21 protein-coding genes and 1 pseudogene are annotated in these 23115 nt (G+C 65.8%); 15 read left to right on the top strand and 7 right to left on the bottom strand.

Annotated elements, in window-relative coordinates; genetic code table 11:
- Positions 1–25 precede the first annotated feature (25 nt).
- On the bottom strand, positions 26–925 hold the full coding sequence (locus tag K5658_RS21915) for a LysR family transcriptional regulator (RefSeq protein WP_221067318.1): 900 nt from the start codon (positions 923–925) through the stop codon (positions 26–28).
- Between the two features lie 225 nt (positions 926–1150).
- Here K5658_RS21915 and K5658_RS21910 point away from each other — a divergent pair, with 225 nt between their 5' ends.
- The 9 genes from K5658_RS21910 (at position 1151) to K5658_RS21870 (ending at position 8022) form a co-directional block, all read left to right on the top strand.
- The gene (locus K5658_RS21910) at positions 1151–1705 is read left to right on the top strand and encodes a carboxymuconolactone decarboxylase family protein (protein ID WP_221067317.1); all 555 of its coding nucleotides are present in this window, start codon (positions 1151–1153) and stop codon (positions 1703–1705) included.
- Positions 1706–1812: 107 nt separating this feature from the next.
- Positions 1813–2472 (top strand): pyridoxamine 5'-phosphate oxidase family protein, encoded by a 660-nt coding sequence (locus K5658_RS21905; RefSeq protein WP_221067316.1) that lies wholly within the window; start codon positions 1813–1815, stop codon positions 2470–2472.
- A gap of 55 nt (positions 2473–2527) precedes the next feature.
- Entirely contained in the window at positions 2528–3124 is a 597-nt protein-coding gene (locus K5658_RS21900; protein ID WP_221067315.1) for a glutathione S-transferase family protein, read from the top strand.
- Positions 3125–3174: 50 nt separating this feature from the next.
- The gene (locus K5658_RS21895) at positions 3175–3654 is read left to right on the top strand and encodes a nuclear transport factor 2 family protein (RefSeq protein ID WP_221067314.1); all 480 of its coding nucleotides are present in this window, start codon (positions 3175–3177) and stop codon (positions 3652–3654) included.
- Positions 3655–4075: 421 nt separating this feature from the next.
- Complete coding sequence (locus K5658_RS21890) at positions 4076–5179, top strand: AI-2E family transporter (protein WP_221067313.1); 1104 nt, start codon at positions 4076–4078, stop codon at positions 5177–5179.
- Between the two features lie 48 nt (positions 5180–5227).
- Positions 5228–6421 carry a cation:proton antiporter gene (locus tag K5658_RS21885; RefSeq protein WP_221067312.1) on the top strand — a complete coding sequence of 398 codons (1194 nt, stop codon included), beginning with the start codon at positions 5228–5230 and terminating at the stop codon, positions 6419–6421.
- Between the two features lie 185 nt (positions 6422–6606).
- Entirely contained in the window at positions 6607–7158 is a 552-nt protein-coding gene (locus K5658_RS21880) for a DUF4396 domain-containing protein (protein ID WP_343223329.1), read from the top strand.
- Positions 7159–7231: 73 nt separating this feature from the next.
- Complete coding sequence (locus K5658_RS21875) at positions 7232–7618, top strand: sensory rhodopsin transducer (protein WP_221067311.1); 387 nt, start codon at positions 7232–7234, stop codon at positions 7616–7618.
- Positions 7615–8022: a DUF6567 family protein gene (locus K5658_RS21870; protein ID WP_221067310.1), complete on the top strand. Its 408-nt coding sequence runs from the start codon at positions 7615–7617 to the stop codon at positions 8020–8022. The genes K5658_RS21875 and K5658_RS21870 overlap by 4 nt, the downstream gene beginning before the upstream one ends.
- Before the next feature lie 4 nt (positions 8023–8026).
- Here K5658_RS21870 and K5658_RS21865 read toward each other — a convergent pair whose 3' ends face one another.
- The 4 genes from K5658_RS21865 to K5658_RS21850 form a co-directional block, all read right to left on the bottom strand.
- Positions 8027–9010, bottom strand: a complete 984-nt coding sequence (locus tag K5658_RS21865) for an SDR family oxidoreductase (RefSeq protein WP_221067309.1) — start codon at positions 9008–9010, stop codon at positions 8027–8029.
- A gap of 57 nt (positions 9011–9067) precedes the next feature.
- Complete coding sequence (locus K5658_RS21860; protein WP_221067308.1) at positions 9068–10390, bottom strand: glucoamylase family protein; 1323 nt, start codon at positions 10388–10390, stop codon at positions 9068–9070.
- A gap of 28 nt (positions 10391–10418) precedes the next feature.
- Positions 10419–11852 (bottom strand): GH39 family glycosyl hydrolase, encoded by a 1434-nt coding sequence (locus tag K5658_RS21855; RefSeq protein WP_221067307.1) that lies wholly within the window; start codon positions 11850–11852, stop codon positions 10419–10421.
- Positions 11853–11993: 141 nt separating this feature from the next.
- The gene (locus K5658_RS21850; RefSeq protein ID WP_221067306.1) at positions 11994–12521 is read right to left on the bottom strand and encodes a beta/gamma crystallin domain-containing protein; all 528 of its coding nucleotides are present in this window, start codon (positions 12519–12521) and stop codon (positions 11994–11996) included.
- Positions 12522–12620: 99 nt separating this feature from the next.
- Here K5658_RS21850 and K5658_RS21845 point away from each other — a divergent pair.
- Positions 12621–12794 (top strand): annotated as a pseudogene (locus tag K5658_RS21845) (sodium:proton antiporter NhaD); the annotation flags it as partial.
- A 67-nt stretch (positions 12795–12861) separates the two neighbouring features.
- Here K5658_RS21845 and K5658_RS21840 read toward each other — a convergent pair.
- Complete coding sequence (locus tag K5658_RS21840; RefSeq protein WP_221067305.1) at positions 12862–14097, bottom strand: cation:proton antiporter; 1236 nt, start codon at positions 14095–14097, stop codon at positions 12862–12864.
- A 48-nt stretch (positions 14098–14145) separates the two neighbouring features.
- The gene (locus tag K5658_RS21835; RefSeq protein WP_281425992.1) at positions 14146–15435 is read right to left on the bottom strand and encodes an OpgC family protein; all 1290 of its coding nucleotides are present in this window, start codon (positions 15433–15435) and stop codon (positions 14146–14148) included.
- A gap of 283 nt (positions 15436–15718) precedes the next feature.
- Between K5658_RS21835 and K5658_RS21830 the strand changes: the two genes are divergently transcribed.
- From K5658_RS21830 to clcA, 5 genes are all read left to right on the top strand, one after another.
- Positions 15719–16393 (top strand): response regulator, encoded by a 675-nt coding sequence (locus K5658_RS21830; protein ID WP_221067303.1) that lies wholly within the window; start codon positions 15719–15721, stop codon positions 16391–16393.
- Positions 16386–17774: a sensor histidine kinase gene (locus K5658_RS21825; protein ID WP_221067302.1), complete on the top strand. Its 1389-nt coding sequence runs from the start codon at positions 16386–16388 to the stop codon at positions 17772–17774. Before K5658_RS21830 ends, K5658_RS21825 begins: the two co-directional genes overlap by 8 nt.
- Before the next feature lie 210 nt (positions 17775–17984).
- A complete protein-coding gene (locus K5658_RS21820; protein ID WP_221067301.1) occupies positions 17985–21083 on the top strand; it encodes an efflux RND transporter permease subunit in 3099 nt (1032 codons plus the stop codon).
- Between the two features lie 150 nt (positions 21084–21233).
- Positions 21234–21563, top strand: coding sequence for a hypothetical protein (locus tag K5658_RS21815; protein ID WP_221067300.1), 330 nt, complete (start codon positions 21234–21236; stop codon positions 21561–21563).
- Between the two features lie 127 nt (positions 21564–21690).
- Positions 21691–23088 carry a H(+)/Cl(-) exchange transporter ClcA gene (gene clcA / locus K5658_RS21810; RefSeq protein ID WP_246628697.1) on the top strand — a complete coding sequence of 466 codons (1398 nt, stop codon included), beginning with the start codon at positions 21691–21693 and terminating at the stop codon, positions 23086–23088.
- Positions 23089–23115 lie beyond the last annotated feature (27 nt).

Below are 23115 nucleotides of genomic sequence, written 5' to 3'. Positions count from 1 at the left end.
GATGCCCCGCATTCCGAATCGGCGATCAATTCAGCGCGCTATCGCCGCGCAACCGGGCGGCGATCAAATCAACGAAGGTCCTGATCTTGGCGGAGGCATAGCGCCCCTCGCGGTGCAGCACATGGATGGGCATGGGCGCGGCCTCGAACTCGTTCAGGATGATCCTGAGTTGCCCGGCGGCCACAAAGGCGGCGACTTGATAGGACAAGAGCCGGGTGATGCCGAACCCTTGCAGGGCCGCTTCGATGGCCGCGTCGTTGTTATTCACGGTGAGCCTGGGATGGACCCGGACGGAAGACGCACCCGGACCCTGGCCAAACTTCCATTCATGGGTGGGGGTGACGGCGGAAGCCGCGATGAGGGTGTGCACCGGCAGGGCCGTCAAATCAGCGGGCGTGCCGTGCTTTTCGAGATAGGCGGGGGAAGCGCACAGCACGCGCCGGACCGACCCTACGCGGATCGCCTTCATGCTGGAATCCGGCAATTCGCCGATGCGCACGCCCACATCCAGCCCTTCCTCCAACAGGTTCACGACCCGGTCCACGAACAAGGCCGACACCTCCATGGCCGGGTGGCGCCGCAAATATTCGACGATGCCGGGCAGGACGAACATCTTGCCGAACAGCGCCGGTGCCGTGACCGCCAGGTGGCCGCGTGGTTCGGCGTTGATGCCTGCGGCGGCTTCGTCGGCTTCATCCACTTCGCCGATGATGCGGCGTGCGTCGTCCAGGTAGCGTTGCCCCGCCTCGGTGGCGCGCACGAACCGGGTGGTCCGGTTGAGCAGTTTCACTCCGAGCCGTTCCTCCAGCGCCGCGACCGCCCGGGTCACGGCCGGGGGCGACATCCCCAGCCGCCGGGCACCGCCCGCGAAGCTCTCCGCTTCCGCCACTGCCACGAACACCGTCATCAAGTGCAATCGGTCCATGCTTGGAATCCCAAAAGTGGCGGTTGAAGCATCGGCACCCTGTTTACCCTGGCTAAACATCGGGGCGGACGGCCCATTCGCGGGGCCTAGATTTATTCCACTTAATGGAAGGGTATTTTCCGGTAAATGGGTATTCTTGTTCCAAAGGGAACAGCGCACAGTATAGCCGTCCGCAACGCAGCGTGCGGCGCCCATCCAACCCAAACCATAAACCGGAGAACCGCCATGAACCGAATCGCCATTCCCGCCGTCGAGCTAGCCCCCGCCGCATCCCAACCGCTGTTGGCCGCCGTTCACAAGCAACTGGGCACGGTGCCGAACCTCATGAAATTGGTCGGCAACAGCCCGGCGGCCTTGGAAGGCTACCTGGGACTCAATGCCGCCCTGGCCAAGGGCAGCCTCGGCGCCAAAACCGGCGAGCGCATCGCCCTGGCTATCGCCGAGATCAATGCCTGCGGCTATTGCCTGTCGGCGCATACCTACCTGGGCAAGCACCTGGCAAAACTGGACGACGCCGAACTGGCGGCCAACCGCAACGGCACCTCGTCCGATCCCAAGGCCGCCGCCGCCGTCCATTTCGCTAGCCGGGTCGCGCTCGAACGCGGCCATGTCACGGACGCCGACGTCCGGGCGGTGAAGGCGACCGGCTACGACGACGCCCAGATCGTGGAGATCGTGCTGCATGTCGCGCTGAACACCTTGACCAACTATGTCAACGAAGTGGCTCAAACCGAGATCGACTTCCCGGAGGTCAAGGCCGGTTTGCGCGTTGCGGCGTGAAGCATCCAACAGAAAAACCCCATGACCTGCGAACCGTCGGCGCGGCGCGTCGGCGGACTGCGGGGTCCACCTGGGAATATCGGCAACCCTTCAAGGAGAGATCAACCATGGCACGCGCATTCGCGGAAATCGCGTTCACGGATTCGGTCAGGGCGGCGCAGGAGCGTTATGGATCCCGCCAATCCAATCAGCGATTGGCGTCCGACGGGCAACGCCGGGACATTCTGGGCGAGCACGAGATCGCCTTCCTGGCCGAGCGCGACAGCTTCTACATGGGGTCAGTGGGCGAGAACGGCTGGCCCTATGTCCAACATCGCGGCGGCCCCAAGGGTTTCCTGAAGGTGCTGGATGAAAAGACCCTCGGCTTCGCCGACTTCCAAGGCAACCGGCAATACCTCAGCGTGGGCAATTTGAGCGCGGATGACCGCGTCTCGCTGTTCCTCATGGATTACCCGAACCGGCGGCGGCTGAAGCTGTGGGCGCGGGCCCGCGTCGTGGACGCGGCGGACGATCCCGCGCTCCTGGCCCAACTGGAATTGCCGGGCTACCGGGCGCGGGTCGAGCGGGCCATCGTGCTGACGGTCGAGGCCTACGACTGGAATTGTCCCCAGCACATCACCCCGAAATTCACCGAGGACGAGGTCAGGGCAGGATGGCTGGAACCCCTGGAGCAACGCTTGGCCGAATTGGAGCGGGAGAACCGGGCGCTCAAAGCCCGCTTGGCCGCGATGCCGGACTTGCTGAATACAGCCGCCGACCCCGCTTAGCCGCAGCGCCGTTGATACGTTTTGCTTTCCCCATACCAGAGGAGCGACCCACGCCATGATCGAACTCTATGAATTCGCCCTATCGGGCAATTGCCACAAGGTCCGCCTGATGCTCTCCCTGCTGGGAGTGGAATACCGTTCCATCCCCGTGCGGGGGACCGAGCGGGAACACAAGCAGGAAGCCTTCCTGGCCCTGAATCCGTTCGGCCAGGTGCCGGTACTGGTGGATGCTGGATTGGCCGTGCGCGATAGCCAAGCCATCCTGATCTACCTGGCGCGGAAATACGGCGGCCCGGCCTGGTGGCCGGACGAGGCCGGGGAACTGGCCGCCGTGACCCCTTGGCTGTTCACCGCCGCCAACGAGATCGCCCGGGGTCCCAACGCGGCCCGGCTGCACCGGAAATTCGGGATACCGCTGGACTACGATGCGGCGCTCGCCGTGGCCGCCGAGGTCATGGGAATCATCGAAACCCATCTCGGCGGACGGGCATGGCTGGCGCTGGACCGGCCGACCCTCGCCGACATCGCCTGCTATCCCTACCTGGCCCTGGCGTGGGAGGGTGGCATCGAACCCGCCCACTACCCGGCCATGCGGGATTGGTTTACCCGTATCCAAGAACTGCCGGGCTATGTCGCCATGCCCGGCATGTGAACCGGTCCATCGGCGACGCCGCGCCTTCAACAATGACGAGGACTTTCACCATGACGACAAATATCGAATCGCGCCCGCCCTTTCCGCCCTTCACCCCCGAAACGGCGGCCCAAAAAGTCAGGATGGCCGAGGATGCCTGGAACAGCCGCGACCCGCAGCGCGTCGCCCTGGCCTACACCCCCGACAGCGAATGGCGGAACCGCGCCGAGTTCCCGAAGGGGCGGGAAAGCATCGTCGAGTTTTTGACCCGCAAATGGGCGCGTGAACTGGATTACCGGTTGATCAAGGAACTCTGGGCCTGCGCCGACCACCGGATCGCCGTGCGTTTCGCCTACGAATGGCGGGATGATTCCGGCCACTGGTTCCGCTCGTATGGCAATGAGAACTGGGAATTCGACGGGAACGGCTTGATGCGGCGCAGGTTCGCCAGCATCAACGACCTACCGATCACGGAGGCCGAACGGAAATTCCATTGGCCGCCGGGCCGCCGCCCCGACGATCATCCGGGACTGAGCGAATTGGGGCTGTAACGGGCCAAGGAGGGGTGTGCCGCAACCTGTGGTCGGCATCCGCAACAGGCCCATCAAGACCATGGGGTTGAACAGGTATCCGACGCCGTGCCGCGCCACGCCGGGGCGCTTGCCCTTGCGGCGCGGACGGGTCCGCGATACCGCCCGGCACGGCGGGCGTCGGCGGGTGTTTCCATCGGTATTACCTTCCTTCCAAAAGCGGCGGGCTCCGGCCATCCCAGGTTATTCAGGCCAATCGATCCGCCTGGACGCGATGCGTTCGACCGCGCTGCCTGTTTCGACCCGCCCCGTCCCGCCCCGTTCATGGCCGCACCCGCAAGGACGGCGACAACTTCGGCGGACGATCCCGGTCCTAGGCATAGGGCGCTCCCGATGTCCGGGATGGACGGGAATGGACCGGCTCAACCATGGAGGGAACGACATGAGCATGTGGGATCGAGTCAAACCGTCGACGGACACCGTCCCGGCGGAGGAAGCGGGCACGGAGCAGCGCGTCGATGGCTGGTTGACGCGGCGGACCTTGATCGTGGCGCTCATCGGCGCGGCGGTCCTCGCGTTGTCGTTGGCGGTTTGGCAGGTGTCCCAAATCCTCCTGCTGATATTCGCCGCCATCCTGGTGGCCATTTTCCTGCGCACGCTGGCGGAGTGGGTTAGCCGCCACAGCGCCTTGTCCATGGGCTGGTCCTTGGCGGCGGTGGTTTTGGCGCTGCTGGGCGCGTTCGCGTTGATCGGCGCCTTGTATGGCCCGGCCATCGTGGACGGCTTCTATCAATTGGTGCGGCGGATGCCCACGGCGCTGGCCCGGTTCAAGACCGCCGCCGACCACTACGCCTGGGGGCCGGACCTCGTCGACGCCCTGTCCAGGTTGGGGAACGGCCTGGCGGATCCGCAGCAACTCGCGAAGGTCGCCGGTGTGTTTTCCACCGCGCTCGGTGCCCTGGGCAGCGTGTTGGTCGTGGCGGTGCTGGGCATTTATCTCGCCGCCCAACCGGGCCTCTATATCGATGGCACCCTGCGCCTGTTTCCCCCGCGCCACCGGGAGCGCGTCGGGGAGGCTTTCCAACGCATCGGGCACGCCTTGCGCTGGTGGTTGCTGGGCAGGATCGCCGCGATGTCGGCGGTGGGGGTGGCGACCGGCATCGGGTTGGCGATCCTGGGCATGCCGTTCGTCTTCATCCTGTCCCTGCTCAACGCGGTCCTGGATTTCATCCCCAATATCGGGCCGCTCGTCGCCGCTGTGCCTGCGGTATTGGTCGGCCTGTCCCAGGACGGGGCGACGGCCTTTTATGTGGCCCTGCTGTATTTCGCCGTGCAGAGCCTGGAAGGCTTCCTCCTCATGCCCCTCATCCAGCAGCGGACGGTTGCCATGGCACCGGCCTTGATGTTCGCGGCGCAATTGTTCATGGGGGCGGGCTTCGGCATCCTGGGCCTGCTGCTGGCACCACCCCTGGCGGTGGTCGTCATGGTCCTGGTGCGGATTTTCTACCTCCGGGACACCCTGGGCGAACGGATAGAACCGCTTTGAACCCGGCGGGCCGGATCCACGGGCGGGCGAAAGTGGGGAAATCCAAGCATGGCGGGAAGCTCCTGGGAATGGATCGCGCTGTCCTACGCCGCCTTGTTGCTGGTGGCGGTGCTGTTGTCGGGGTTGGCCGAGCGCAGTGTGCTGTCCACGGCGGTGTTGTTCCTGGCGGGCGGCTTCGCCTTGGGCGAAGGGGGCTTGGGCGTGATCGCGCTGCGTCCCGACGATCCGCCGGTGGCGGTGTTGGCGGACCTGGCCTTGTTCAGCGTGTTGTTCAGCGATGGCATGCGCATCAGTTTCCGCGACCTGGCCACGGCCTGGCATCTGCCGGGCCGGGCCTTGCTGCTGGGGATGCCGCTGACGATGGGCATCACGGCGGTGTTCGCCCACGCCCTCGTCGGCCTGGGCTGGGTGGAAGCCTTTTTGGTGGGCGCGGTGCTAGGCCCGACGGACCCCGTGTTCGCCGTCGCCATCGTGGGCAGGGAGGAAATCCCCGCACGCCTGCGTCATCTATTGCGGGTGGAAAGCGGCCTGAACGATGGCCTTGCCTTGCCCATCGTGCTGGTGATCCTGGCCCGCTTGCGGTCGGTGGACGCCGGAAGCGGCCAACTCGTGGCCGAAATCCTGTCCGGCGCGCTGCTTGGCGTCGCCGTGCCTTGGGCCGCGGTGGGGCTCGAACGGGCTTGCCTGTTCCGGGTCTCGCGGGAATACCAGCCACTGTTCGCCTTGGCGGTGGGCCTGTTGGTGCTGTCCCTGTCCCGGGTACTGGGGGTGAACGAATATCTCGCGGCCTTCGCCGCAGGCATCACTCTGACCAGCGTGGGCGTGGCCTGGCGGGATGGCTTCCTGGCCACCGGCGAACAGATCGCCGAGGTGCTGAAACTTTTAGCCCTGATGGCGTTCGGTGCCCTGATCTCGCCGGGGTTCTTCCGGGAAACCGCGCCCGCAAGCTACCTGTTCGCCTGCGCGGCGCTGTTCGTGGCCCGGCCCCTGGCGTTGCATATCGCCTTACTGGGGAGTCCCCTGGATGGACGGGAACGCTGGGTGGCGGCTTGGTTCGGACCCAAGGGTTTCGCGTCCGTGGTTTACGGCATCCTCATCCTGAAGGCCGCCATCCCCGGCGCTTCCCATTTGTTCCACCTGGTCGCCCTGGTCATCGCCGGGTCGATGGTCGCGCACTCGTCCACCGACGTGCTGATCGCGCGTTGGTTCCACCGGTCGGCGCGGCGGAAGGACACCGGGTGAGCGGTGGGATGCGGCGATGAGCTTCGCGACGCCGCAAGAGGTCGTGAAACATATGTCAAAGGAGAGGGTGTATGTCCGTTTGGCTCCATGTCCTGGCGATCGCATCGCTGCTGATGGCGGGGTTCGGCGCCCTGGCCCTCGTGGTCGATATTTTCCTGTTCGGCCGCCATCAACGGATGTGAATCATGGACCTCGTCTGGCCGCTGACGGCGCTGTTCGGCGGTCCGTTGGCGCTCTGGGCCTATGCCGCCATCGGACGCGCCGGACCACGGGGGGAACCGTCCCGGGAGAGGCCGTTCTGGCAGTCCGTCGGCCTCGGCACGACCCATTGCGGCAGCGGCTGCGCCCTGGGGGATATCGTGGCGGAGTGGTTCGTGTTCTTCGTGCCGCTCACCCTGTTCGGCAAGCCCCTGTTCGCGGCCTGGGCCTTGGATTATGCGCTGGCCTTCCTGTTCGGGATCGTTTTCCAATATTTCACGATCCAGCCGATGCGGAAGCTGCCCCCGACCCAGGGGCTGGCGGCGGCGCTCAAGGCCGATGCCCTGTCGCTCACGGCCTGGCAGGTCGGCATGTACGGCTGGATGGCGCTCACCGTGTTCGTCCTATTCGGCCATAAACTGCCCAAGACCGATCCGGTGTTCTGGTTCATGATGCAGATCGCCATGCTCGCCGGATTCCTGACCAGCTATCCGGTGAACTGGTGGCTGCTCAGGAAGGGTATCAAGGAAACGATGTAGCCCGGTGATGGGACCGGAGGATTGCCCGGTACCCCGGGCTGGGAAGTTGGAATGGAAAACCAGAGGAAACCCCATGAGCAATACTGTCGGCAAAACCCGCTGGGCCATCGCGGAAGGCTACATCCCACCGGATAGCACCGGTCCGGGCCGGGAGTTCGAGAGCCACGAAACGGCCTGCCTGCTCAATACCGGCGATATCGATGCCCAGGTCGTCATCACCGTGCTCTTCGCCGACCGCGAACCCGCCGGGCCGTACCGGGTGACGGTCCCTGCACGGCGCACCCTGCACCTGCGCTTCAACGACTTGGACGATCCGGAACCCATCCCCCGGGGCGTCGACTACGCCAGCCTGATCGAATCCGACCGGCCCATCGTGGTCCAGCACACCCGGCTGGATTCGCGGCAGGCGGCGTTGGCGCTGCTCAGCACCGTGGCCTACGCCGAGGAATCATCGCCATGAAAATTCTGCTGACGATGCCCGTCTTGCTCATCCTGATGGGCTGCGCGGCCGCGCCCGCGCTGTTGGGGCTTCCTTTGGGCCAAACGTCGGGCGGTGGCGGAGGAGGTGTCCAAGCCACGGGCCTGACCCAGGTGGATTTGGCCAAGGCGAACTTCCAGGTGGTCAAGGTTCACGCCATGGGCCATAGCACCGGATTCCGGCTGTTCGGCTTCCTGACCCTCAAGAGCCCCGACTACATCGAAGCCATCGCGGGCATGTACCGCGATGCCGGGATCACGGGGGGCAGGCCCCAGGCCCTGGCGAACGTGGTGTACGTGCAGGACAATCCTTATTTCATCCTGTTCTCCCTGCCCAAGGTCACCGTGCGGGGAGACTTGGTGGAGTTCCGCGAGGATCGGCCCTAAAACCTCAGCCTGCCAGGATCGCGGCTAGCAGGATCAGGATTCCCAGTGCGCCGACGATCCAACCCCGGTGCATATTGGCGAGCAATTGCCAGCTATCGGGTTTCGCCCGCGCGTCGAAGCGGCCATGGCTGCCGTGGTCGCCGGGCACCGGCTCGAACAGGTTGTCGGGACGGTGGGCGGGCAGGGGCTCGGGACCGAACTGGCCCTCGTAGGCCCGGCTGGCGAGGTAGCGGTCGAGCAACCCCGGGATCAGCTTGTTGCCGAGGATGGCCTTGACGGTCGGCCAGCCGATCCAGAATTCCCGGCGTGGATGATAGGCCGCGTGGACGATGCCCCGCGCCGCGACTTCGGGCTGGAAGATGGGCGGGACCGGCTGCGGGTTCTGGTCGAGGTGGATGCGCGCCCAATCGAACTGGGGCGTGTTGAAGGCCGCGATCTGCACCATGGTCAGCTTGACCGGCGAGCGGTCGTGGATCAGTTCCGAGCGCAGGGCGTCGGTGAAGCCCCGGATGGCGAACTTGGCCCCGCAATAGGCCGATTGCAGCGGGATGGCGCGGTAGGCCAGGGCGGAACCCACCTGCACGATGGTGCCCCGGCCGCGTGGCCGCATCCGCTTGAGCGCCGCCAAGGTGCCGTGGACGGTGCCGAGATAGGTGACTTCGGTGACCCGCCGGAACTCCCCCGGCGTCATCGCCTCGACCGGCGAGAACACCGTGACCATGGCGCAGTTCACCCAGATGTCGATGGGGCCGAGTTCCCGTTCCACCCGGTCGGCGGCGCGTTCCACCTGCTCCGGGTCGGCCACGTCGGTGGGGATGACGAGGGCGGTGCCGCCCACCTGCTCGATTTCCCGCTGTGCCCCCGCCAGCCCGTCGATCCCACGGGCCAGGAGCGCCAGCTTGGCCCCATGCCGTGCGAACTCCAGGGCGGTGGCGCGTCCGATCCCGGCGGACGATCCGGTGACGACGACGATATCCGGTTGGGCCATGGCTTTTCCCCTATGTCGAGCGATGAAACCCCCGGTCGAGCCGGGGTGCCGCCGGTTTCAGTCCCGGCCCAGCCAGCTGCCCCCGAATCCCGCCCGGCGCAAGCCCTTCACCACATAGGGGCAACCGCGCATCAGCCGCCACACCAGGCCCGAACGGTAGTTCTCCGCCATGATGACGATGGGGCCTTGGTTGATCCCCAGGTGCCAGGGCGACAGCCAGCCGATCTCGGGATGGGCCGGGTCTGGAACCGTGGGGTTGAACGATCCCGTGAAGCCATAGGCAACGGCGGCCCCGCCATGGAGCCCGCTCAAATAATGGAGGGTGGGCAGGACGATTTCGGGCGCGAAGGGCAGGGAGGCGGCGGCGGCCCAGGGGGCCAAGGTGCCGTCGTCCGGGCCGAACGGCGCGCCCCGGGCCAGGTAGCCGAAGAACCGCCGTTCATGCCCGGCCACCTCGCAAGTCCGGTCCGGCCCGTCGCTGGCGGTGATGCCCCAGCAGTGTTCGCCGTAGTTGCGGAATCCATGGGGATTCTGGAGGGCGTAGTCCCGCTGGGCGCAGGTCGCCCGGCGGCTGTTCTCGAAGTAGTCGATGCCCTTGGTCCGCATATAAGCGTCCTGGATCTGGCGGAAATCGATCCAGAGATGCGAGAACTGGTGGATGAACAGGGGACCGGCGTACAGCAGCCCGTACCCGTAGGCCTCGCGCCAGTCGTAGCGCGTGGTCCACACGGCGTAGCTGTTGGGCGGCAGGGGGTGGGTGGGCGAACCCAGTCCCAGGACGTACAGGATCAGGGCTTCGCTGTAGCCATACCAACGGTTGTGGGCGAAGCCCTGTTCCGGGGTCCAGGCCGTGGCCAGCGCACAGCCGCCGTTCTGTGCCCATTGCCAATCGGCACGGCGGTACAGCGCGTCGGCCAGGCGGCGGATTTCACATTCGTCGGCATCGTCGCCCTGGAAGTACCGGCCCGCGAGCAAGGCTCCGGCCAGGAGGAACGCCGTGTCGATGGTCGAAAGCTCGCATTCCAGCGCCCGCCGTCCCCGTTCCATATCCAGGAAGTGGTAGAAGAAGCCCCGGTGGCCCGTGGCGTCGGGTTCCGGGCCTTGCGGCGCGTGCCATAGATGGCGCAAGGCCGCGAGGGTGCGCGCCACCGCCTCGGCGCGGGGCATGAACCCCCGCTCGACGCCGACGGGATACAGCGTCAAGGCGAACCCCGTCGCGCCGATGCTGGCGGGGCTTCCAGGTCTGGTGCTGTCCGCGACTAGGCCGTTGTCCGGGTTGGCCTCGTGCCGGAAGTACTCGAAGGCCGCGCATTGCAGGCCGTCCAGCAACGTCTCGTTCCCGGCGGGTACCGCCTGTGCCGATGGGTCATTGGTGTTCATTCGGTTCCATCCATATGCGCCGGGCGGGCTAGTAGTCCAGGCTGATCGCCGCAACCGCATGGGGCGGGATCGTCAACCCGCACACGAGATTGCCGCCCTCCATACGCCAAACCAAGGGTTCGGGCACCAGGGCCGAAGCGCCTTGCAACGCCTCGACCTGATCCGGGCTCAGGTATTCGGGTTGGCCCATGGCCCGCTCCCAGACCCGGCGGGGGTTGGCGTGGGTCTCGTCGATCCGTTCCAACCAGGCCCGGCGTGGCGGATCGGCATGGCGCAGGGTCAGGACCACGGGCTCGGGTTCGATGGCGTGGGTGGGCAGGGCGTGGTTGGCGAGGACGATCCTCAGGGCTCCATCGCGCCGCGTCACCCAGCAATCGACCGTGCTGTGCAGGCCATCGACCAGCAGGCGCTCGTCGCCCAGCCGGTGCAGGATCTGCGCGGCGCGGTAGGTCGGCTTGGCGATGCCATGGAGGGTCAACAGGCCGAAGCCGCCATGGAAGGGCACCGAGGAGAAATAGTTCTCCTCGAACAGGTCGGAAAAGGTCCAGTAGCTATAGCCCTGGACGATATCCGCCGCCTCCAGCCAGCTTTTCAGGGCGAAGGCGGCGGCGTAGGGCTCGTCGTGGCGGTGGAAGAACGGGTTGGACGAGGTGTTCCATTCGGTGTAGTAGACCGGCTTGTTCCCGGCCTCGCGCCGCACGTCCAGCGCCCGCTGCCTGAGGATGCCGCGTTGGGACAGGGCCAGTTGCCGTTCGGTGTCGTCGCCGGGCTGGCCGAAGGCGTCGGTCGGGTATTGGTGGGTGCTGACGAAATCCACCGGCAATTGTTCGCCGTCGCAAAAGTCGATGAAGTCGCTTATCCATTGGTTCTGCGCGGTGGCCGGCCCCCCCACCCGCAAGCGTTCGTCGACGCGCTTGATCGCCCGCGCCGTATGGCGGTAAAGCTCGAAATAATCCGCTTGGCTCCCGGTCCAGAACGCTTCCAGGTTGGGCTCGTTCCACACCTCGAAATACCATTGCCGCACTTCCTTGAGGCCATAGCGCTCCGCCCAATGCGCCACCAGCTTGTGGATCAGGGTTTCCCAGGCGGCATAGTCCTTGGGCGGGGTCACGTTGCCCCGGTAGTGGAAGACGGTGGTGTCGCCCGAGGCCAGGGCCGTGGGCATGAAGCCGAGCTCCACGAAGGGGCGCATGCCGATGGACACCAGCAAATCCATGATCCGGTCGGCGTTGAAGAACGAGTAGATGGATTCGTCCCGTTGCGTGGTCAGGGTGCCCATGTCGTCGTCGAGGAGGCCGTGGAAACGCACATGTTGTAAGCCCAACTCGGTACGGCAGCGCCGCAATTGCGCCTGCCAATCGGCACGCAATCCCAACAGCGCGTGGCCGCTGCCCATGGTGTGTTCCCAGACGTGGTTGAGCGGCGTACCCCGCTGGCCCAGATCACAGGTGAATTCCGGCATATAGCACAACCTCTCCTTGGCTATCTCCACTATGCCGCCTGGTCCGATTCTACGCATGGCTACCGGCAGGGTCGACGCAACACCGCACATAAGGGCGCTTTGCCGGGACTTCGAAGCCTGGCCAGGCAACCTATACGCGGTTCAGGGGACGCAGAGCACCTGCATGGATTCGATCCGTTCACGCAACAGCCATCCCAACCATCCCCGGCCCCACATGGGGTCGAAATCCTGGATCCGGGAGTTCGGTTCCAGGACCAGCCGGCGTCCCTCGAAGCCATCGTCGTCGAAGACCGCCACCCGCGCCCTAGGCCCGACCGAAGCACTGCCGAGCTTTTTCCACTCGACGTTGAACGGGCCTTGCATAACGCGCATCTCCACGGGGCCGAGGATATTGAGTTGGGTTCCCCGGAAATTCGGCCCTTCGTAGAACTGGGCCCAGCAGCCCGTTGTGGAAACCCGCTCGGCGCTGAGGTCGCCGGGCATGACCAGCAAGGCGGGCAGGGAACTGGGAGTCCGGCCAGTGGAAAGCGGGGAGACGAGGGGCTGGGATTGGGGGCCGGTTCCCCCGGCAATGGGTTGGGACGAAGTGGGCGGTTCTGCCGCCAGCGACGGTCCGGCCAGTAAAACCCCCGCCGCCATCCATGCCCTAAAGCGCGTCCATATGCACATGCGAACCCCTCCATGTCTTGAGCGGTGGTCCCGGATTGCGCCAACAACCGATCCTCAACGATTATGACCAATGGACCCCCAAAAAATCCTAACGGCCTGGAGATGTCCGAAGGGCAATGGCTGTTGGTCACCCTGACCGCCGGGGTGGCGCTGATGGGGCAGGCCAAGGGGGTGTACAGCTTCATGACCCACCTGAGATGGTTGCCGGCCATCCTCCTGGGGTACGCGGCCAGCGTCGGCAGCCATTTCCTGATCAATGCCGGGTTGTTCTGACCGAGCCAAGGGCCGGTCCTGGCGGGGCCACAGGGACGGCTTGGGGACGCAAGCGCCGGTTCCACGCCTAATCCGGCCCGGGGGGCACGGCATCGCCGGAATGCCGCCCCAGCCAATGGAAGTAGCCCTTGAGCAGGAGGGGGGTGCCGAGGGTGGTCAGCGCGATCACGATGACCAGGACGGCATAGACCTCGTTGTCCAGGATGTTCGAGGACCGGCCCAATTCCGCGAAGATCAACCCCACTTCCCCGCGCGGCACCATCGCCAAGCCGACGGCGAGGCGGGTCGACCAGCGCTCCCGGATGAACACGGCGCTGAGCAGCTTGCCCACCAGGGCCACGCCGGTCAAGGCCAGGGACAGTTCCCAGACGAACGGGGAACGCCAATCGATGGCGCGGAGGTCCAGGGACAAGCCCACCACCACGAAGAAGATGGGGACGAACAGGTGGACGATGGGCCGCATCTGCGCCTCGATACGCCCGGTGAAGGCCGGGTCGATGCGCGGGGTCAGGCCGAAGGGCAGGAAAAACCGGCTCGACAGGGCCAACCCGGCCGCGAACCCGCCCAGGAGTTCGGGAGCCCCGGCCTCCTTGGACAGCCAAGCCAGGAACAGCACCAAGGACACCACGGCGGTCGGGATGAGCCCCGGAATCCCGGTGGACCGTTCCACCCGCTGGATGACCAGCGAAAGCCCCTTGGCCACCACCGGGGCCAGCAGCAAGAACAAGGCGATGAAGCCCAGTAGCCGCGCCGCGTTGGCGAGGCCGACGGCATCCTCCGAGGCGAACCGGTAGAGCAGGGCGAGCAATACCACCCCCAGCACGTCGTCGATGACCGCCGCCCCCATGACCAGCCGGGCCTCGTGGGACTGCTGCCGGTGGAGGTCGGCCAATACCCGCAAGGTGATGCCGATGCTGGTGGCGGTCAGGGTGCCGCCGATGAACAGGGATTCCAGGAGCGGCCTGCCGAAGCCGTAGAAGCCGACCGCGAAGCCCAGCGCGAACGGCCAGACGAAGCCGTTGACCGCCACCACCGCCGCCTTGGCCCCCGCCCGGATCAACTGCCGGACGTCCGTATCCAGCCCGGCCTCGAACAGCAGCAGGATGATGCCGATCTCGGCCAGCATGCGGATCACCCGGTCGGGCTCGACCCAGCCCAGCGCGGTGGGCCCCAGGACGATGCCGGCCAGCAACTCGCCCACCACCGAGGGCATGCGGGCCAGGGCCGCGGCCTCCGCGAACAGGCGGGCCGTCACCAGGATGGCGAGGAGGTGCAGGAAGAACGTATGCACGGTCGAGTCCATGACCTTGCTCCTTGAAACGGTCCATGGTGGACCAAGCGCGGGGGGGATTCAACCGAACCCACGCTCCCGGATGTGTCCGGTCCGCCGCGCCGGGACCGCCCTGGGGACGGGCTGGAACGCCAGGGGGTTTTCCGTCCTCGCCGTCAGGAGGATGGGCCGGGGCCCGTCCGGGGGGACGCGCGGATCGTTGACGGTTAGTTGGAGCCTGGGTGGCGCGGCGGCGGTTGTAACCCGCCAAGGCCGGGACTTGAGCCAAGCCATCAGCCCCGCGCTGGCCATCAACACCGCGCAGCCGCCGATATTGACCAGCGACAGGCCCAGGAAGCCGTGGCCGAACCGGTCGAACACCATCCCGCCGATGTAGGACAAGGCCATGCCGACGGCGAAGACCGGCAAGGACTGGCCGCCCATGCGGACGATGGGCCGGGCCGCGCGGCCCGCCAGCCAATGGCCGTGATCCTTGAGCAGGCTCGTCGCCACATAGGCCAGGGCGAGGAAATGCACCCAGCGCAGGAGGCCGAACCGGGTCTTGTCCAGCCAAGGGCGCAAGTCGGCGTGCAGCCGCATCAGCCACCCGGTGGGCCGCAGGGCCGGTTCGGGGCCGAACGGCAGGGAAGCGAGGATGAACACGCCGCAGAGGGCGAGCAGCCAGGGCTTGGGGGCCGGGGCCTCGAGCCAGCCTCGCCCGAAGGCGAACCCGGTGAAGAAGATCAATTGCCACCCGAACGGATTGAAGAACCAGGGCCGGTCGCCATGCATCTCGGCTGGGAATTCCAGATCGAACACCGGCATGGCGAGATAGAGCGCCACCGGGAAGGCCAGGGCCAGCCAGACCCCGACCCTGGACAGCGCCCATACCACCGGAATCCACAGCATGACCACCAGATACATGGGCAGGATGTCGAAATAATTCGGCACATAGCGCAGGCTGATCAATCCCAGCAGGGCTTCCTCAGTGTGGTCGAAGAAGAAACGGATATTGAGCCGGTCGATGTAGTCCGGTGACCCGAAGGCGGAGTTGCCCAGCACGCAGAGTGCGGCCAACAGGAAAAAGATGCCCAGGTGGGCGGCATAGATTTGGACGCATCGGTACAACACGCCGAGGCTGCCCAAGCCCAGCCCGCGGGACTCGAAGCTTTTGCCATAGGCCAGGGCCGCCGCGTATCCCGACAGGAAGACGAAGATCTCGGCGGCATCGCTCAGGCCGAAGCGGGAGGGCGTATAGAGCAGCAGTTCGTTGCCGGGGACGTGGTTGATGAAAATGATCAAGAGGGCCACGCCCCGGAAAAAATCCAGTGGGATGTTGCGCGTGAGTGTCTGATTCGCTTGGAAGTTCATAGCCTTGGCCCTTGCCCGCTGGCGCGGGCGTTTTCCGATCCGCGCCGCACGATATCCATCATTCCGCCCTTTTCCAAGCCTGGCCATTGGGCGACGCCGCGATAGTTAGGGCAGAACCGTTTACCGTCCATTGCCGGATCCACCCCCCACCCTGCAAAATCCGGCATGCAATGCCCGTATCCGCCTATTCTCAAGGCGCTTTTGTAAAGCCATGGCGATGCGGTCAACCATTTTAGGATCGAAACCTTTCACCAACCTTTCACGGCCACGGCGGAGAAAATCGATGAGAATCCTATTGGTGGAGGACGACGCCACCCTGGCGGACGGGCTTTCGCACAGCCTCGCCCAGTCCGGCTTCGACCTCACCCTGGCGGCAACCTCTTCCTATGCCGACAGCGCCCTGCGCACCCAGGCCTTCGACGTGGTCATCCTCGACCTGGGGTTGCCCGACGGGGACGGGCGCGAGGTGTTGCGGGCGCTCCGGGCCAGGAAGTGCCCGACCCCCGTGTTGATCCTGACCGCGCGGGACGGCATCAACGACCGTGTCGGCGGACTCGAAGCGGGCGCGGACGACTACATGGTCAAGCCTTTCGAACTCCGCGAACTGGAGGCGCGGGTCCGGGCGCTGATCCGCCGCAGCCATGGGGGTTTCAACCACGAGATCGCCTTTGGCCGTTTGGCGCTGGACACCGCCAGCCATCGGGTCTCGGTGGATGGCGAGCCGATGTTGCTCCCCTCCCGCGAGTACGGCGTGTTGGAGGCCCTGTTGTTGCAGGCGGGCCGGGTGGTGAGCAAGGACCGGATTGCCCAACGCCTGGCCGTGCGGCAGGAGGAACTGGCGGACAACGCCATCGAGGTCTATGTGCACCGCCTGCGCAAACGCCTCGACCCCCTGGGGATCAACATCAGGACCCTGCGCGGGCTGGGCTATTTGTTGGAGAAGGACGGGGATGCGTAAGCCGCAAAGCCTCAGGAAGCAGTTGCTGCTACGGCTGACACTGCCCTTGACCCTGGTGGTCGTCCTGGATACCGCCGTGTCCTATTTCGTGGCCCTGCACTACGCCAACCAGGCCTATGACCGCTGGCTGTTGGATTCCGCCCGCTCCCTGGCGCAGGAGGTCAAGGCCTACAAGGACAAGGTCACATTCGAACTGCCGCCCATCGCGGTGGAGGTGTTCCGCTGGGACGATACCGACAAGACCTTCTTCAAGGTGGAATCCGAGGCGACGGGCTTCATGGCGGGCGACAAGGGACTCCCCAGCCCCAAGTTCGACACCCTGGACAAGACGCAGCCGTATTTTTCCGACGGCGAGTTCCAGGGCAAGCCGGTCAGGGTCGTGTCCGTGGTGACGGAACCGACGGAGGCTTCCGGCGAAGCCTTGATCTCCGTGGCCGAGACCCTGCGCAAGCGGCAGAGCATGATGAAGGAAATCCTCCTGGCCGTGGCCCTGCCCCAGGTGCTGCTGGTCCTCGTCACCGGCCTGCACTTTTGGACCGGCATCAACCGGGGACTCAAGCCCCTGCGCGACCTGGCCGGCATGATCGCCCGCCGTTCGCCCCGGGAATTGAGCCCCATCCCGGATTCCGGGGTCCCCCTGGAGGTGCGCTCCCTGACCCGCACCATCAACGAGTTGTTGCGGCAACTGGCCGAGGCGATGGCCGCCCAGCGGCGGTTCATCGAGAACGCCGCCCACCAATTGCGCACCCCCCTGGCGGGGCTCAAGGTCCAGGCCGAGCGGGCCTTGCGCGCCGACGGCCTGGAGGATATGCGGCCCGCCCTCGGGCAGATCAAGAATTCCGCCGACCGGGCCTCCCACCTCACCACGCAGTTGCTGGTCCTCGCCCGCTCCGAGCCCAGCATGGACGCCACCCATCCCTTCGCGCCGGTCGACCTCCGCCAACTGGCGCGGGAAACCTGCATGGACTGGGTGCCCAAGGTGCTGGACCTGGGGATGGACCTGGAATTCGACGAACCGGAAGGGTCCGCGCCGGTCGTCCAGGGCGATCGCACCTTGTTGCGGGAATTGCTGAACAACCTGATCGACAACGCCGTTTGCTATGGCCCGGAACGGGGGCGGATCGTGGTCTCGGTCGGGAACGGGCCATCGCCCTCTCTCGCGGTGGAGGACGGTGGGCCGGGGATTCCCGACGCGGAACGCGAACGGGTGTTCGAGCGCTTCTACCGCATCCCGGGCAGTCCCGGCGAGGGTTGCGGGCTGGGGCTCGCCATCGTCAGGGAAATCGCCGAGCTCCATGCGGCGCGGATCGACATCGGAACCGGTCCCCATCTCCGGGGAACCCGTTTCGAGGTCGCTTTCGATCTGGAAACCGGAGGATAGGTCCGGAAGCCTCCACGCCTCCGTCGGGGGTATCGAAAGGTTCATGAAAGCTTGGCGGCATAAACTGGATGCCCGTCATCGACACTTGCCACCATGAACCTTTCCAGATTGACCCCCGGATCATTACTGCCATTCTCCCTTGCCTCCCGCCGTGACCGTGCGTATGGAGATGGAAACCTGCCCATCCGCAAGGAACCGGAATAGCCCGCCATGGAAAACCTGATCCGCGTCGCCCTCAAGCAACGGCTGATCGTGCTGGTCATCGCCCTGGCGCTCTTGGCCGCCGGGATCTCGGCCATGCGCCAATTGTCGGTGGACGCCTTCCCCGATGTGACCAACGTCCAGGTGCAGGTGGCGGCAAAGGCGCCGGGGCGTTCCCCGGAGGAGGTGGAGCGCTTCGTGACCGTGCCCCTGGAAATCGCCATGACCGGCCTGCCGGGATTGGTGGAAATGCGCTCGGTGAACCGCAACGCCCTCTCGCAGATCGTCCTGGTGTTCACGGACGAAACCGACGTGTACTTCGCCCGGCAATTGGTCTTGGAGCGGATGATCGAGGCCGCCAGCAATTTGCCGGAAGGCGTGACGCCCGTCCTCGGGCCGGTGTCCTCGGGGCTGGGCGAGGTCTACCAGTACACCCTCGAACGCCCCGACGATGGCGACCGGGCGCTGGGCGTGGAGGAACTGACCGCCCGGCGCACCCTCCAGGATTGGGTGGTGCGGCCCCTGCTGCGGGGTATTCCGGGCGTGGCCGAAATCAACTCCATCGGCGGCTACGAGCGCCAGTACCAGGTGTTTCCCAACCCCGACCGGCTGCGCCATTACGGCCTGACGCTCAAGGACGTTTATACGGCCCTGGCCCTCAACAACGCCAACAGCGGCGGCGGCAAGCTGCCCCGCTACGCCCGGCAATCCCTGATCCGGGGTGTCGGCCTGATCGAGGGGGTGGAGGATATCGAGGACATCATGCTCAAGGAGGTCAACGGTACGCCGGTCTTCATCCATGACGTGGCCGAGGTGCGCATCGGCGCCGCAGTCCGCTCCGGGGCGGTCATCAAGAACGGCGTGACGGAATCCACCGGGGGCATCGTGATGATGATGCGGGGCGGCAACGCCAAGCGGGTGGTCGGCGATATCAAGGCGCGGGTCCAGGAAATCAACGAGCGGGGGATGTTGCCGGACGGGCTCAGGATCGTGCCCTATTACGACCGCTCCCTGTTGGTGGACGCGGCCATCCACACGGTGGGCAAGGTGCTGATGGAAGGCATCGCCCTGGTGATCATTGTGCTGTTCCTGTACCTCGGGGATATACGCTCCAGCCTGATCGTGGTGGCGACCCTGATCGTCACGCCGCTCTGCACGTTCATGGCGATGAACCACTTCGGCATCTCGGCCAACCTCATGTCCTTGGGCGGGCTGGCCATCGCCATCGGCATCATGGTGGACGGCTCGGTGGTGGTGGTCGAGAACGCCTTCCACCACCTCAGCGAGGCGGCGGATCATCCCCGCGACCGCCATTTGACGGTTCTGCTTGCCGCGACCGAAGTCGCCGTTCCGGTGCTGTTCGGCGTCGGGATCATCTGCCTGGTGTTCCTGCCGTTGATGACCCTGGAAGGCATCGAGGGCAAGCTGTTCGCGCCCCTGGCCTACACCATCGCCATCGCCTTGTTCATTTCGCTGATCTTTTCGCTGACGCTCTCGCCGGTGCTGTGCGCCTATGCGCTGAAAGGCGGCTCCGAGCACGACACCCGCGTCATCGCGCTGATGAAGCGACCCTATCTAGCCCTGTTGAATTTCGCCCTCGACAACCCGGTCAAGGTGGTGTTGGCCGCCGTCGCGACCCTGGCGCTGAGCCTCGCCCTGGTGCCGTTCCTCGGCACCTCGTTCATCCCCGAGATGAAGGAAGGCACCATCGTGACCGGCATCAACCGGGTGCCCAACATCTCGCTGGACGAATCCATCCGCATGGAAACCGAGGCCATGCGGATGGTGATGGAGGTGCCCGGCGTCGCCATGGCCGTGTCCCAGCTGGGCCGCGCCGACAATCCCACCGACACCCAGCCGGAGAACGAGTCCACGCCGATCCTGACGATCAAGCCACGGGACCAACTGCCCGAAGGCTGGACCCAGGACACCATCATGGAAAAGCTCCGGGAAAAATTGAGCGTGCTGCCGGGCGTGCAAGTGGTCATGGCCCAGCCGATTTCAGACAAGGTGGACGAGATGGTGACCGGTGTGCGCTCGGATATCGCCATCAAGCTGTTCGGCGACGACCTCCACGAACTCAAGCGCACCGCCGACGAGATCATCAAGGTCCTCAACACCGTGAAGGGCACCACCGATATCCGGGTGGAACGGCTCAGCGGCCAGGACACCCTGACCATCGATATCGACCGCCGCGCCATCGCCCGCCATGGCATCAACGTGGCCGATATCAACGACATCATCGAAACCGCCATCGGTGGGCGGGTGGCCACCGACATTTTCGAGGGGGAGCGGCGCTTTTCCGCGGTGGTGCGGTTCCCGAAGGGCTTCCGGGACAGCCAGGAGTCCATCGATGAGATCCTCCTGCAATCGCCCAATGGCGCCCTGATCCGGCTGGACGACCTGGCGACCGTCAAGGAGGTGGATGGCCCCGCCCAGATCAGCCGGGAAATGGCGAAGCGCCGCATCGTCATCGGGGCCAACGTCCAGGGCCGCGACCTGGGCGGCTATGTCGCCGAGTTGCAGGAGGCGGTGGGCGAGAAGGTGAAGCTGCCGCCCGGCTATTTCCTGAAATGGGGCGGGCAATACGAGAACCTGGAACGGGCCATGAACCGGCTGAAGCTCATCGTCCCCATCACCATCGGCGCGATCTTCTTCCTGCTATTCCTGCTGTTCGGCTCCCTGCGGTTCGCGGCGCTCATCATCCTGGTATTGCCGTTCGCGTCCATGGGCGGCATCTTCTCGTTGTTCCTCTCGGGGGAATATGTCTCGGTGCCCGCCTCGGTGGGTTTCATCACCCTGTGGGGCATCGCGGTGCTGAACGGGGTTGTGCTGGTGTCCTACATCCGCAGCCTGCGAAGCCAGGGCGTGGAATCCCGGCAGGCCGTGGCCGAAGGCTGCAAGCAGCGGTTCCGGCCCGTGATGATGACCGCGACCGTCGCCATGCTGAGCCTGATCCCGTTCCTGTTCTCCACCGGGCCGGGGTCGGAGGTCCAGCGCCCCCTCGCCATCGTGGTGATCGGCGGGCTGATTTCATCCACGCTGTTGACCTTGGTGGTGTTGCCCGCCTTGTACCGTTGGTTCGAGGGACGCGATGTGGCCCCGTGAACCATACATGGGCGAATACCCCACTTGTCCGGGGCTCAAGATGGAATCCCCAGCCTTAAAGGCGGTGGTTGATCCTTCAAGTCAAGCCTTCCGAACCCTCCTCTCGGCCTTCCGGGAGGCCGGGCTCACGGCCAAGGGTTCCATGGCGGCTTGGTCCTCCCTGACGCACATCGTCTCGATCACGACGCGCAGGCGGAGCCGGTATCCTGCGATCACTGCCACAACCGGGCGGTATGCGCGTCCGGGCTGGCGTGCCCGGATTTTTCGGCCTTCGTATTCCATGGCAAGAGGCTCGATTCCGACCGGCGGGCTTCCGGCGGCGAATATCGGCGTATATTTTCGGAAGCCGGTGCGTTCAACGAACTTCAAGCGCCCAAGGTCATGGAGATGGCCGCCAAGGGCTATTCCTACCGGCGTATCGCCCGCGAACTCGGCCTCGGCAAGGATATCGTCAAGCGCGCGCGGGAGGGAGTAACCTAGCCAGCGATGAACCATGCCCGGGCCTTTCCATGCCGCGACCCCGATCCCGGCCGCTTGGGTTTTCCGATAACGAACCAGGAAGGACTGGCCATGATCACCTTATCCAGAACGCCCGATCCCGCCCGCCATGAATAAAGCCGCGGAGCGACGCAAACGCATGGGGAGGCCGGCCCCGGCAACCATTCCCGATGAACTCGCCCGCGAACACGTGCGCTTCGCCCTGTTCAACCGGGAGCGCCATCGCCTGTTGCCGTGGGCGGTGCTGCTGGGAGCCCTCTCGGGATTGCTCGCGGTCGGATTCCACCTCTCCCTGGACGCCGCCGAGTCGCTGCGGAACCAGTTGTTCCAATGGTCCCGCCAGTTCGGTGGGGCGGGGATGTGCATACCGATGGCCGTTTCGGGCATCTGCGTGTTCGCCGCCGTCTGGCTGGTAAGGCGCTACGCCCCGGAAGCGTCCGGCAGCGGCATCCCCCACCTGAAGGCGGTCCTCCAGGGCTGCCGCCCCTTTCCCTGGGCGCGGGTGCTGGCGGTCAAGTTCGTCGGCGGCGTCATCGGCATCGGCGGCGGCATGGCCCTGGGGCGCGAAGGTCCCACGGTGCAGATGGGCGGCGCGGTCGGGCAGGCCCTGGGGGATTGTTGCGCCAAGAACGCCCCGGACCGGGATAGGCTAAGGATCCTGGTCGCGGCCGGCGGGGGAGCGGGACTGTCGGCGGCCTTCAACGCGCCCTTGTCGGGATTGGTGTTCGTGCTCGAGGAATTGCAAGGCCGGTTCGCCTCGCTGGAGTTTTTCACCGCGGCGGTCGCCTGCCTGGTGGCCGACATGGTGTGCCGCGCCTTCCTGGGCGACTATCCGGTATTCCGCCTGCCCCCGGTGTCCACGCCCGCCCTGGAATTGTTGCCGGCCTTCGTTCCTTTGGGCGCGGCCTGTGGCCTCCTGGGCGTGGTCTTCAATCGCAGCCTGCTCGCGGCGCAGCGGATCGGGCCTTGGACCACGGGTTGGCGGCGGGGGTGGTGGCCGCTCTGGGGCGCGGCGCTGGGCGGATGCGGTTGGCTGGCCCCCGAAGTGCTGGGCGGCGGACAGTCCTTCGCTGGCCGGGTCATCGATGGCCATCCCTTGGCCCCGGAGGCCATCCTGTTCTATTTCCTGATCCGTTTCGCACTGACCATCGGCAGCTACGCCACGGGGGCCGCCGGGGGCATCTTCGCCCCGATCCTGGTGTTGGGCGCGCTGGTGGGCTTGGAAGCGGGCCAAGCCGTGGCCCAATGGGCACCGACGCTGCCGGTCGAACCCTATGTGTTCGCCGTGGTGGGGATGGCGTCCTTTTTCACGGGGAGCGTCCGGGCCCCCCTGACCGGCGTGGTGTTGATGATCGAGATGACCGGCAACTACGCCTTGATCCTGCCTTTGCTCACGGCCTCCTTCACCGCGCTGATGATCGCCGATTGGCTGCACGACCTGCCCATCTACGAGGCCATCTTCCAACGCAACCTCGCCAGGGAGGCGGGGCGCGACGGGGGCGGCTGATGGCCCTTGGGCCGACCGCCCTTGGAT

This window comes from Methylomagnum ishizawai (assembly GCF_019670005.1).
Lineage (GTDB): Bacteria > Pseudomonadota > Gammaproteobacteria > Methylococcales > Methylococcaceae > Methylomagnum > Methylomagnum ishizawai.
The sequence above is the reverse complement of the archived record's forward strand: the minus strand, read 5'-3'. Positions and strand labels throughout refer to the sequence as shown.

Bases quoted from the DNA above. Each gene is read 5' to 3' on its own strand.
- K5658_RS21915 (WP_221067318.1), bottom strand. From the start codon at position 925: ATGGACCGATTGCACTTGATGACGGTGTTCGTGGCAGTGGCGGAAGCG.
- K5658_RS21910 (WP_221067317.1), top strand. From the start codon at position 1,151: ATGAACCGAATCGCCATTCCCGCCGTCGAGCTAGCCCCCGCCGCATCC.
- K5658_RS21905 (WP_221067316.1), top strand. From the start codon at position 1,813: ATGGCACGCGCATTCGCGGAAATCGCGTTCACGGATTCGGTCAGGGCG.
- K5658_RS21900 (WP_221067315.1), top strand. From the start codon at position 2,528: ATGATCGAACTCTATGAATTCGCCCTATCGGGCAATTGCCACAAGGTC.
- K5658_RS21895 (WP_221067314.1), top strand. From the start codon at position 3,175: ATGACGACAAATATCGAATCGCGCCCGCCCTTTCCGCCCTTCACCCCC.
- K5658_RS21890 (WP_221067313.1), top strand. From the start codon at position 4,076: ATGAGCATGTGGGATCGAGTCAAACCGTCGACGGACACCGTCCCGGCG.
- K5658_RS21885 (WP_221067312.1), top strand. From the start codon at position 5,228: ATGGCGGGAAGCTCCTGGGAATGGATCGCGCTGTCCTACGCCGCCTTG.
- K5658_RS21880 (WP_343223329.1), top strand. From the start codon at position 6,607: ATGGACCTCGTCTGGCCGCTGACGGCGCTGTTCGGCGGTCCGTTGGCG.
- K5658_RS21875 (WP_221067311.1), top strand. From the start codon at position 7,232: ATGAGCAATACTGTCGGCAAAACCCGCTGGGCCATCGCGGAAGGCTAC.
- K5658_RS21870 (WP_221067310.1), top strand. From the start codon at position 7,615: ATGAAAATTCTGCTGACGATGCCCGTCTTGCTCATCCTGATGGGCTGC.
- K5658_RS21865 (WP_221067309.1), bottom strand. From the start codon at position 9,010: ATGGCCCAACCGGATATCGTCGTCGTCACCGGATCGTCCGCCGGGATC.
- K5658_RS21860 (WP_221067308.1), bottom strand. From the start codon at position 10,390: ATGAACACCAATGACCCATCGGCACAGGCGGTACCCGCCGGGAACGAG.
- K5658_RS21855 (WP_221067307.1), bottom strand. From the start codon at position 11,852: ATGCCGGAATTCACCTGTGATCTGGGCCAGCGGGGTACGCCGCTCAAC.
- K5658_RS21850 (WP_221067306.1), bottom strand. From the start codon at position 12,521: ATGTGCATATGGACGCGCTTTAGGGCATGGATGGCGGCGGGGGTTTTA.
- K5658_RS21840 (WP_221067305.1), bottom strand. From the start codon at position 14,097: ATGGACTCGACCGTGCATACGTTCTTCCTGCACCTCCTCGCCATCCTG.
- K5658_RS21835 (WP_281425992.1), bottom strand. From the start codon at position 15,435: ATGAACTTCCAAGCGAATCAGACACTCACGCGCAACATCCCACTGGAT.
- K5658_RS21830 (WP_221067303.1), top strand. From the start codon at position 15,719: ATGAGAATCCTATTGGTGGAGGACGACGCCACCCTGGCGGACGGGCTT.
- K5658_RS21825 (WP_221067302.1), top strand. From the start codon at position 16,386: ATGCGTAAGCCGCAAAGCCTCAGGAAGCAGTTGCTGCTACGGCTGACA.
- K5658_RS21820 (WP_221067301.1), top strand. From the start codon at position 17,985: ATGGAAAACCTGATCCGCGTCGCCCTCAAGCAACGGCTGATCGTGCTG.
- clcA (WP_246628697.1), top strand. From the start codon at position 21,691: ATGAATAAAGCCGCGGAGCGACGCAAACGCATGGGGAGGCCGGCCCCG.